This window comes from Streptococcus oralis (assembly GCF_001579025.1).
Taxonomy (GTDB): Bacteria; Bacillota; Bacilli; order Lactobacillales; family Streptococcaceae; genus Streptococcus; species Streptococcus oralis_X.
The window spans coordinates 339,928-350,490 of the sequence record NZ_KQ970236.1; the positions used below are offsets into that span (position 1 = coordinate 339,928).

Annotated in this window: 10 protein-coding genes; all 10 read left to right on the top strand. The window is 38.8% G+C overall.

Annotated features, from left to right (window positions below; translation table 11 throughout):
* Positions 1–1,357, top strand: a 1,357-nt coding sequence (locus SORDD27_RS07905) for an ATP-dependent nuclease (RefSeq protein WP_196755632.1), incomplete at its 5' end; no start/stop codon positions are given.
* Between the two features lie 2 nt (positions 1,358–1,359).
* Complete coding sequence (locus SORDD27_RS07910) at positions 1,360–2,205, top strand: DNA adenine methylase (RefSeq protein ID WP_061428406.1); 846 nt, start codon at positions 1,360–1,362, stop codon at positions 2,203–2,205.
* A gap of 86 nt (positions 2,206–2,291) precedes the next feature.
* Positions 2,292–3,512 carry a DNA cytosine methyltransferase gene (gene dcm / locus SORDD27_RS07915; protein ID WP_061428408.1) on the top strand — a complete coding sequence of 407 codons (1,221 nt, stop codon included), beginning with the start codon at positions 2,292–2,294 and terminating at the stop codon, positions 3,510–3,512.
* 70 nt (positions 3,513–3,582) lie between these two features.
* Entirely contained in the window at positions 3,583–5,160 is a 1,578-nt protein-coding gene (locus SORDD27_RS10025) for a hypothetical protein (protein WP_061428410.1), read from the top strand.
* A 131-nt stretch (positions 5,161–5,291) separates the two neighbouring features.
* Complete coding sequence (gene rpoE / locus SORDD27_RS07925; RefSeq protein ID WP_000418415.1) at positions 5,292–5,882, top strand: DNA-directed RNA polymerase subunit delta; 591 nt, start codon at positions 5,292–5,294, stop codon at positions 5,880–5,882.
* 329 nt (positions 5,883–6,211) lie between these two features.
* Positions 6,212–7,819: a CTP synthase gene (locus tag SORDD27_RS07930; RefSeq protein WP_000105264.1), complete on the top strand. Its 1,608-nt coding sequence runs from the start codon at positions 6,212–6,214 to the stop codon at positions 7,817–7,819.
* A 118-nt stretch (positions 7,820–7,937) separates the two neighbouring features.
* Positions 7,938–9,011: an N-acetylmuramoyl-L-alanine amidase family protein gene (locus SORDD27_RS07935; protein WP_061428412.1), complete on the top strand. Its 1,074-nt coding sequence runs from the start codon at positions 7,938–7,940 to the stop codon at positions 9,009–9,011.
* A 232-nt stretch (positions 9,012–9,243) separates the two neighbouring features.
* Entirely contained in the window at positions 9,244–9,543 is a 300-nt protein-coding gene (locus SORDD27_RS07945) for a DUF4651 domain-containing protein (protein ID WP_002875970.1), read from the top strand.
* Entirely contained in the window at positions 9,540–9,857 is a 318-nt protein-coding gene (locus SORDD27_RS07950) for a thioredoxin family protein (protein WP_061428414.1), read from the top strand. The genes SORDD27_RS07945 and SORDD27_RS07950 overlap by 4 nt, the downstream gene beginning before the upstream one ends.
* Positions 9,858–9,871: 14 nt before the next feature.
* Positions 9,872–10,498 (top strand): YtpR family tRNA-binding protein, encoded by a 627-nt coding sequence (gene ytpR / locus SORDD27_RS07955; RefSeq protein WP_061428416.1) that lies wholly within the window; start codon positions 9,872–9,874, stop codon positions 10,496–10,498.
* Positions 10,499–10,563 lie beyond the last annotated feature (65 nt).

Genomic DNA, 10,563 nt, shown 5'->3' on the forward strand with positions numbered 1-10,563 from the left:
CGCCAAATTTAAATGTGTGTATCTAAGTACAACAGACCAAGACTTGTCTAGTCAGGCATTTTCTTTGTTAAACGATATGGTACTAGAGTATTTTAAGAAAAAGCATAAAAAAATTAAACAAACTGTAGAAGAGTTTGAAAGACAGTATGATTTGTTACTAGGTACTTTTAAAGAACATATTAATGATATCGAGTCGGATTTAGATAACGAGTTTAAATTATTTAGAGAAAATCATATTGAAATAAAGCCAAAGTTAGTAATTGATGATCAAGCAAAAATCACAGAATTTCTCCTGAAAAATATTTCGTTGAAGTTAGATGATGATTACGCTCAGATTATTGATGCTAAAGGAGCAGGGGTACAACGAACATCTGTCATTTTGTTAACATTCTTTTTACTAAATGAGATTTTTCAGAAACATAATAAAATAATTCTATTAGATGAACCTGAAGCTTTTCTATACCCACTTTTAACAACAGGTTTAAAAGATTCTATTTTAGAACTAGTGAATAATGAAAACAATAAATTACAGTTATTCATAACTACTCATTCACGAGAATTTTTAAAAGAAGTGAATAATCCTATCTTTAGATTTTATAACATTCGGCAGAGTAAAAGGAAGCAATCATATCAACGAAGTAAGAATGATTTTGATATTGTGAAAAATTCTGTAGTTAGCAAGTTTACTAATAAAATTAAAAATCAAGTATTAAAAAATTATGGTTTATTAGATGAAGTAGATGACCACAGAGAAATTATAATATGTGAAGGAAAGACGGATAAAAATTATATTGAATATATTTTAGAGTCAAAACCATATCGACCGCAAATACGATATGAAAAATATAAGAACGATGAAAATGATTTAGATTTTAATTTTGTCGGAAGTGGAGCAGAATCAGTAGTATCAATTCTAGTGTATTTAGATAAAGTAAGTCAGGTACATAGAAAGATATTTATCTTGTTAGATGGTGATCCAGCAGGGGAGAAAGCAAAGAAAAAGATTAATAGTGAAATAAGTAAATTTAGAAATTTTGAAATTGAAGTTTATAGTATTGATAGTGGTAAAGAAATTGAAGATATGGTATTTGACGAAGATTTACTGGTTGAAACATTAAAGAAGACTTCTGAAGATTTTTCTGCAAAACAGCAAGAATTTGTTAGGTTTTTGTCTAGCAAACATGGACAGAAAAACCTTATGGATTTAACTAAAGAATTTATCTCGTATCACAGTATTAATTATCCAGAAGGAAAAATGAAAAGTGACCTTTCTCAAAATATAGATAGAGAAAGAATGAATAAAAGTTGGCTTTTAGATAGACTTAATTCATTTTTTTATTCTGATGAGGTATTTTAGTGATGGGAACAACTCGATTAAAACCTATTTTAAAATGGGCAGGAGGGAAAAGACAGTTACTAGATGTAATCAGAGAACATTTACCTACTGATATTACTGTTTATGTTGAACCTTTTTTAGGTGGAGGTGCCTTATTATTTGATCTACAGCCTAAGCGTGCGATTATTAATGATTACAATTCAGAATTAATGAATGTTTATAAAGTTGTTAAGGAAAATCCTCAGGCTCTCATTGATAATCTTTATAATCACAAAAATAATAATTCTAAAGATTATTTTTACAATATTCGAGAATTAGATAGGTTGGAATCTTTTAGTGAATTAACAGATGTAGAAAGAGCTTCTCGAATTATTTACTTAAACAAGACATGTTACAATGGCCTTTTTAGAGTAAATCAACTGGGCCAATTCAATACCCCTTATGGTAGACATAAGAATCCCCAGATAATAAATGAAGAAATGATTAATGGTATTTCTTATTACTTCAATACAGCTGATTTAAAAATGATGACGGGAGATTATAAGTTGGCACTAAAGCATCTAAGGAAAGGAAGTTTTGTATATTTTGATCCACCCTATTTACCACTTAATTCCTCTTCATTCACGGGATACACAGAATTAGGATTCCCAATTGAAAAACAAAAGGAGTTAAGAGATATTTGTATCAAGCTTCATAAAAGAGGAATTAAATTTTTAGTATCTAATTCCTTTACTGACGAAATCTTGGATTTATATAGTGATGATAGTATATTTAAAATTAAAAAAATTAATGTCCCTAGAAAAATTAATAGAAATGGATCTTGTCGAGTTCCAGCGAGCGAATTAATTATTTATAATTACGACATATAATTATCACTTTATCATTTAAATATATTATTTCACAAGATATCTCTTTAATATAACCAAAGGTAAAATTTTAGAAAGCAGGTTACTACATGACAAATTCTGTAAGTTCGAACCGACCTGAGAAGTACAACATTGCAGCTTTCTTCTCAGGTGTTGGGGGAATTGAGTTGGGATTTGAACAGACCAACGAGTTCAGAGTGGTGTATGCCAATGAATTTGATAAGTATGCGCGTCAGACTTATCAGTTAAACCATCCAGATACCTATTTGGATGGTCGTGATATCCACGATGTTCAGCCAGAGGATATTCCAGCCGAGCGAGTGGATGTGATTATGGGAGGTTTCCCTTGTCAGGCCTTTAGTATTGCGGGTTATCGCAAGGGCTTTGATGATGATCGTGGGGATCTTTTCTTCGAATTGCTTCGCATGATCGAGGGATGCAAACCTCGCGCTATTTTCATCGAAAACGTCAAGAACATGGTCGGTCATGACCATGGCAATACCTTCAAGGTTATTCGTGAAGCCTTGACTGAGAACAACTACTTTATCAAGTGGAAGGTTCTTAACGGGAAAGACTATGGGAATATCCCACAAAACCGTGAGCGGATCTATATTGTTGGTTTTGATACCAAGGAAGCTTATGACTTGTTTGAGTTCCCAGAGGAAATCAAGCTGACTACGACTCTTCAGGATGTGATTAACTTTGGTGATCAGCTAGACGAGGTCTACTACTACCGTGAAGGCAAGCAAAATTTCTACGACCAGTTGAAGTTTGAAGTCACCAGTCAAGATACAGTTTACCAATGGCGCCGTCAGTATGTCCGTGAAAATAAAAATGGTGTCGTCCCTACTCTAACAGCAAATATGGGAACAGGTGGACACAACGTTCCATTGATTTTGACAGACAGTGGTGAGATTCGTAAGTTGACTCCTAAAGAAACCTTTAATGTCCAAGGTTATCCTAAGTCCTTTAAAATTCCAGAAGGGGTTTCTAACGGTCAGCTATACAAGCAAGCAGGAAATAGCGTAGTTGTTCCTGTGATTAAACGCATCGCAGAGAATGTTGCCAAGGCTTTGAACGAAAGCCAAGGACAATCTCAACTTGACCGCTCTGGGAAATTCGCCATCATCTATACCAAGATGAACGGCCAGTTTGAAGGGCAATCCTATGTCAAGGATTTTGTAGATAGCTATGACCAGGCTCTTGAAAAAATCAAGGCTTATGATGATGGTTTAGCCGTTCTGTCAGATGAAGAGTATTTGAGACTTGTTAAAAAACAAGGTAAACTCGAATTTTACAGTATTAATTAACGAATATATAAGAGGATTAGTGAAAAACTAATCTTCTTTTGATATACTGAAAATAGAAAAGAGGGTGCTTATGTGGGAACATCTAAAATCTGAACAAAAAGACAAATATAAAACCTTAATTACCAACTTCGCTAGTTTGAGCCAAGCTTTCTCTCAAAAGGCAGAATCCGAAGACGAGGGACAAACAGAGAATTATGTCGCTCCGATTGTTAACTCCAAGTTTCAGGAGACTGTTTTTCAAAAAGCCTTTAATGCCGTAGGGGAAGATATTGCCAATACTTCCTATGATGCTTCCGTCGTTGTAGATGAAAATCATAAATATCTAGTGGGTATCAAGTCTTTTGGGATTAATTCAGGAGACCAAAAAATCGCCCAGTTCAAGAAAGATTCTCAATCTTGGACGGACTTGTTGGGTGATATCAAGTTTCATGCGGATATTGCTGCTGATAAAGAGTCAGCAGACAAGGAAAACTACCAACGCTATGAAGAGTTGGCTCGAAAGATTGCGACTTTGAGGAATCAGAGAATTGAATCCTCTAAAGCACAAATAAAGGGTTTTAACTCGGATTCGGTCAACGTTGAAGCTGTTTACCATGTTTTGATGCCGACAGCAAAGGGTGAAAATCCTAAGATTTTTGTTGGGGAGACGACTTATTTACCAGTCGATATTGATAATCTGGTCATTGAGGGCTCAACTACTAAAAACAATCCAACCAATTTCCGATTTACGGATGGGCAACATCACTACAAGTACACGGCAGCTGACAGTCAGCTCCACATGACTTTTAACAATAAAGACATTGTGGTAGATACTTGGGACGTCCATTATATCGAAGATCCTTTTTCTCTCTTTGAAAATCTTCATTTACTGACAGCTGAAAAGGAACAATCCGATATCTTAGAAACAGTTTCTTGGGTTATTACAGACAAACATGGAAATGTGGAAGAAAACTCAGGTTTCAATGCCTTTAACGGTGGTTCAAAATTAGCCAAAAAAGATCGCCTGCCACGTATTTTAAAGATTCAGGATAAATTTAAGGACTGTCTGGCTCCAGAGGAACTAGCTTTTGTGACCTTCTCTCTGGAAGAAATCCTCTTGAAGAAATGGACCAGTAAGGAAGAAAAAGCTCAGATGAAGGCTATTCGTGAGGACTTGATTAACTTTGTCCACAATACTGGCAACGAAAAACTCATTAAAGAAATTGAACAGCTGGTTTATCGTCCAGTTAGCGAGGTTTACATTCCTCTGCCTGACTCGAAAAACTTTCACGATGAAAGACCAGATTTCTTTGGTCCTAGATTTGGAACTTTTGAACCCGGCACTAAAAAACTAGCTCTACCCAAAGAAGAAAGAACTTTTAAACTACGCTTCTTACCTTCTGGAGATGTCATCAATGCCTATATCAACCAAGAAGCTGGCAAGGCGATTCAGTCAACTGATAAGCAAGAAATTCTTGGAAATTGGATCTTGCGTGGTGTTTTCCAGTTGAAAGAACGAGAAGTCTTGACAGGTCAACGACTCAATGAACTGGAAATCAACGGAATTCGATTGACCAAGTTTAAAAATGGGGAAATAGGCATTGAATTCATCTGGATTGACACCAAAACCCCACCTCACGATGCTATCGGCTGGGTCGCAAAGAAATAAAAAGTCCTGTCACTTTCTCCCATTTAACCTTTGACTATTCTGCAAAATTATCGTACAATAAAGAGTACATGATAAAATGAGGTCAGAGTCTGTTCGCTCTGGCGATAGTAGTAAAAATGAGGAGAAACGCTTTGGAATTAGAAGTATTTGCTGGGCAAGAAAAAAGTGAACTATCTATGATTGAGGTAGCGCGTGCTATCTTGGAACTTCGTGGTCGCGATCATGAGATGCATTTTAGCGATCTTGTAAACGAAATTCAAAACTACCTTGGAACATCAAACAGCGATATCCGCGAAGCTTTGCCTTTGTTCTACACAGAGTTGAACTTTGACGGTAGCTTCATCTCTCTCGGAGACAACAAATGGGGGCTTCGTTCATGGTATGGTGTAGACGAAATCGACGAAGAAATCATCGCTCTTGAAGAAAGTGACGACGATGAAGTAGCACCAAAAGCTAAGAAAAAACGTGTCAATGCCTTTATGGATGGTGATTCAGATGCCATTGACTACAATGCAGATGATCCAGAAGACGAAGATGCATACGAAGCCGATCCAGCTCTTTCATATGATGATGAAAATCCAGATGATGAGAAAAATGAAGTGGAAGCTTACGATGCAGAAATCAACGAAATCGCTCCAGATGACTTGGGTGAAGACGTGGATCTCAACGAAGAAGACGACGAGTTTTCTGACGATGATGCTGAAACGAGTGAAGAAGAGTAAAAGACTTCACAGAGGAGATCGCTGGATCTCCTTTTTTGTTGCTTGATCAGAGTGGTTAAGTGGGTCATCCGTTTGGATACGGATTTTTAGTTGGTTTTCTGAAAGTAATCTTCTTATTTTTATCTTTTACCAATTCGGGTTGACAAATGATCTGCTTTGAGGTATTATATTGTTCGGGCACCTCTTTTAGAGGTCGGGGCTCCCTAGTTACTAGGGAGCTATTTTTGTTTTTCAGGAGGTTTTCTTGAAAAGTCGTTATTCATAAGGGTCTTGTTTTCTATCTCCCCTCGTAGTTAACAAGACCTTGAGCATTTTAGAAAGAGGAATCTATGTCTACGAAATATATTTTTGTAACTGGTGGTGTGGTATCGTCTATTGGGAAAGGGATTGTCGCAGCAAGTCTAGGCCGTCTCTTGAAAAATCGTGGTCTAAAAGTGACTATTCAGAAGTTTGACCCTTATATCAATATCGATCCGGGAACCATGAGTCCTTACCAGCACGGAGAAGTCTTTGTGACAGATGATGGGGCTGAGACCGATTTGGACTTGGGTCACTATGAACGTTTCATCGATATCAATCTCAATAAATATTCCAACGTGACAACTGGTAAAATCTACAGTGAAGTTCTTCGCAAGGAACGCCGTGGCGAGTACCTTGGCGCAACTGTCCAAGTCATTCCTCATATCACAGATGCTTTGAAAGAAAAAATCAAACGTGCCGCTGTAACGACAGACTCTGACGTCATTATCACAGAGGTTGGTGGAACCGTTGGGGATATTGAGTCCTTGCCATTCCTAGAGGCCCTTCGTCAGATGAAGGCAGATGTGGGTGCAGATAATGTCATGTACATCCATACAACTCTACTTCCTTACCTCAAGGCAGCTGGTGAAATGAAAACTAAACCAACCCAACACTCTGTCAAAGAATTGCGAGGTTTGGGAATCCAGCCAAATATGTTGGTTATTCGTACAGAAAAACCAGCTGGTCAAGGAATTAAAAATAAATTAGCTCAATTTTGTGATGTAGCACCAGAAGCCGTTATCGAATCATTGGATGTTGAACATCTTTACCAAATTCCATTGAATTTGCAGGCACAAGGTATGGACCAAATTGTCTGTGACCATTTGAAACTAGATGCACCAGCAGCGGATATGACAGAGTGGTCAGCCATGGTGGACAAGGTCATGAACCTCAAGAAACAAGTCAATATTTCCCTTGTTGGTAAGTATGTGGAGTTGCAAGATGCCTACATCTCTGTGGTCGAAGCCTTGAAACACTCTGGGTATGCCAACGACGCAGAAGTGAAGATTAATTGGATCAATGCCAATGATGTGACAGCAGAGAATGTAGCAGAACTCTTGTCTGATGCGGACGGAATCATTGTGCCAGGTGGTTTTGGTCAACGTGGTACGGAAGGGAAAATCCAAGCCATCCGCTATGCGCGTGAGAATGATGTCCCAATGTTGGGTGTCTGCTTGGGAATGCAGTTGACTTGTATCGAGTTTGCTCGTCACGTTTTGGGTCTTGAAGGTGCCAATTCTGCTGAACTTGCACCAGATACAAAATACCCTATCATTGATATTATGCGTGACCAGGTTGATGTTGAGGATATGGGTGGAACCCTTCGTTTGGGACTTTATCCATCTAAGTTGAAACGTGGCTCTAAGGCAGCAGCTGCTTATCACAATCAAGAAGTGGTGCAACGCCGTCACCGTCACCGTTATGAGTTTAACAACGCCTTTCGTGAACAGTTTGAGGCAGCAGGCTTTGTCTTTTCAGGAGTTTCTCCTGATAATCGTTTGGTAGAAATCGTGGAAATTCCTGAAAATAAATTCTTTGTAGCTTGTCAGTATCACCCTGAACTTTCCAGCCGTCCGAACCGTCCAGAAGAACTCTACACCGCCTTTGTTACTGCAGCAGTTGAGAATAGTAATTAGCATAATCAGAATCTTTGAGAAGAATCTCAGAGGTTTCTTCTAGCATATTTAGGATAAGATTTGCAAAAAAAATAGATAGTGATATAATTAATATAATAATTCCTAAGGAGGATGTACAATGAAAAAAATCACACTATTTTGTTTGTTTCTAGCAGGTTTAGCTTTACTGGCTTTCCCTCATTCAGGAAAAGCATTCGAATTGGAAGAAGAATGGGTTATTAAGGGTGGGGTTAAGTATCAAGATGGCAAAATTCTTCGATTTAATAATGGCCATGAAGTAGATATCAAAGTCTTGGATTTGCCAAAAACTGAGAAAATCGAGTGGATGGTCAGTCTCAATGGTCAAGATCAGACAGTCAATTTCCTAGGCCAAGAAAAGGACAAGTCTATGGTCGGTACAGAGGGGCGTTACCTGAATTTCTACGTACCTTATGGCTATAGAGGAGATATCAAGGTCGAGGCCAAGAGTGGAAATGAAGTAAAGACCTGGTCCTCTAAAGTGGTAGATGATGTATATAATGGTGAGAAAAGTGGCTACTACCGTATTGAAGAATCAAAAGACCATTACACCTACCTTGATACAAAATGGGACTATCAAACCAAGACCTACACTGCTACCTTACCAGAGACTATCAATGGTCAAAAAGTTTATGCTTGGAAAGACCATGACAATGGTGAGTTAAAACTTACAAAACCAGAATCGATCAGTCATTCCTACAAGGGGGGAGGAGCCTTCCGAGAACTTTATCCGATTGTAAAAGCAGAAAGCTGGCTAAAATCAGACCAAAATTGGTACTATCAAAACCAAGGCCAACTAGTTCAAAATGCTTGGGTTAAAGACAATGGAACTTGGTACTTTATGAATGATAAAGGGATTATGTTTAATCAAACTTGGCTCTATCAAGGTGGCAACTGGTATGCCTTTAAATCATCAGGAGCTATGATTGCTAGTGATTGGCTTTACGACCAAGGCAAGTGGTACTATTTATCAACTTCAGGCTCTATGAAAGCAAGCACTTGGATTTTTGACAAGGGAGAATGGTATTATGTAAGTTCTTCTGGTGCCATGATTGCGAATGATTGGGTCAAAGACAATGGTAAGTGGTATTATCTAGCTTCATCAGGTAAGATGCTTCGCAATACCTACACACCAGATGGCTACTACGTTGGCAACTCAGGCGCTTGGCAATAAGAATAATACTCTGCGAAAATCTCTTCAAACTACGTCAGCGTCGCCTTACCGTAGGTATGGTTACTGACTTCGTCAGTTCTATCCACAACCTCAAAACACTGTTTTGAGCAACCTACGGCTAGTTTCCTAGTTTGCTCTTTGAGTATAAGAAGTCCTTTTCCTTTAAGGAAGGGGCTTTTTACTTGCTTTTCTACGGCTTCCCTATTTGTCCTAGAGCCCTTTTTGTGTTACAATGAATGGTATGAAAGCTAAGAAATTATGGATGACTGGCTTGACTGTGGCTGGTCTAAGTGCCCTTGCTTTGGGGGCTAAAAAAGCAGCAGATAACCACAAACTCATGAAGACTCAAGAAGAGTTGACCGCTATCGTGCGCGAACTTTTCTCAGATATGGGTGAGATTGCGACTCTCTATGTTCAAGTCTACGAAAGTAGTCTAGAGCGACTGGTCGGAGGAGTCATTTTCGAGGATGGCCGTCACTACACCTTTGTCTATGAAAATGAAGACCTAGTCTATGAGGAGGAAGTCTTATGATTACTCCCGATAGTATAGAAGAACTAGCAGGTTTTGTCGAGCAAGATGGCAAGAAGGTCTTCCTTTTTGTGGCGGACTGGTGTGGCGATTGTCGTTATATCTATCCATCCTTGCCAGAGATTGAGGAGACCAATCCAGAGTTCACCTTTATTCGAGTGGACCGTGACCAGTACATGGATCTAGCCAAACTCTGGGATGTGTACGGGATTCCTAGCCTTGTTGTGCTAGAAAAGGACAAGGAAATCGGCCGATTTGTCAATCGCGACCGTAAAAGCAAGCAACAAATTAACGACTTTTTAGCAGAACTGAATTAGGAGAAAAGGAAAGAATGATTTTTACATATAATAAAGAGCATGTTGGCGATGTCCTTATGATCATCGTGAAAAACAGCGGAGATGCCAAACTAGACGTGGAGCGCAAAGGCAAGGTAGCCCGTGTTTTCATCAAAGAAAATGGGGAAACAGTTGCTTGGAATATTTTCGAAGTTTCAAGTTTGTTTGAAATTGTAGAGCGTGGTCAAGTCTTTTTGACAGATGAACAAGTAGAACGTTTGAACCAAGAATTGCAGGCGGAAGGTTTTACAGAAGAAATTGTCAATGACAAGGAACCTAAGTTCGTAGTCGGTGAAATTGTCGAGATGGTAGCCCATCCAGATAGCGACCACCTCAACATCTGTCAAGTGGCCGTTGCAAGTGACAAGACAGTGCAAATCGTTGCAGGGGCACCCAATGCACGTGTCGGGTTGAAAACCATTGTGGCTCTTCCTGGAGCGATGATGCCAAAAGGCAATCTCATTTTCCCAGGCGAACTTCGCGGTGAAAAGAGTTTTGGTATGATGTGCAGCCCTCGTGAATTGCATCTACCAAATGCTCCGCAAAAACGTGGGGTTATTGAATTATCAGAAGACCAAGTTGTCGGAACTCCATTTGACCCAGCCAAACACTGGACTGCCTAGGAAATTGTCAGTATTTGATAGAGCAGATAGAGGGGGATAAGATGGCGAAAAATGTAGTGATTACA